This window comes from Vogesella mureinivorans, from assembly GCF_007644035.1.
Lineage (GTDB): Bacteria > Pseudomonadota > Gammaproteobacteria > Burkholderiales > Chromobacteriaceae > Vogesella > Vogesella mureinivorans.
This window is the reverse complement of sequence record NZ_VMTV02000244.1, coordinates 1-404: the sequence shown is the minus strand read 5'-3', so window position 1 is coordinate 404 and position 404 is coordinate 1. Positions and strand designations below refer to the sequence as shown.

General features: G+C 58.9%; 2 protein-coding genes. Both read left to right on the top strand.

Annotation, left to right across the window (positions count from 1 at the left end; translation table 11 throughout):
* Positions 1 to 207, top strand: a 207-nt coding sequence (locus tag FLQ44_RS24060) for a hypothetical protein (protein ID WP_439144905.1), incomplete at its 5' end; no start/stop codon positions are given.
* 3 nt (positions 208 to 210) lie between these two features.
* On the top strand, positions 211 to 404 hold a 194-nt coding region (locus FLQ44_RS08095), incomplete at its 3' end, for an MbeD family mobilization/exclusion protein (RefSeq protein WP_147693964.1).

The following is a 404-nucleotide window of genomic DNA, read 5'->3' as shown; positions in this document are numbered from 1 at the left end:
GGCATTCTGTGGTGGCAGGGGAACCGGATACTCGAGAACTACACGATCATCCGGGAGCAGAAGAGCACGCAGGCGATGCTGTCAGAGCGGAACAGCGGCGTTCAGCTCTCAACCTGCGGAGACCAGAGACGCCGATGCGTGAGGGTGAATCCGCAAGCGGGCGGATTCGGAGAGGACTCGAGCTGGATGATACTGGCGGGGAAATAGCACATGACGGAGCTGGAAAAACAGTTGCTGAGCGCATTAGAGCAGTTACAGCAGGACTACTCGAAAAGGCTGGACGAGTGGGAGAACGCCTTCGCGGAATGGCGGACGATGTCTGGTCTTATGCAACGGGAGAACGCGGCGCTGAGCGAGCGCGTCACGGGATTGAGCAGGCAGGTGCAGAGTTTGAGCGATCAGCT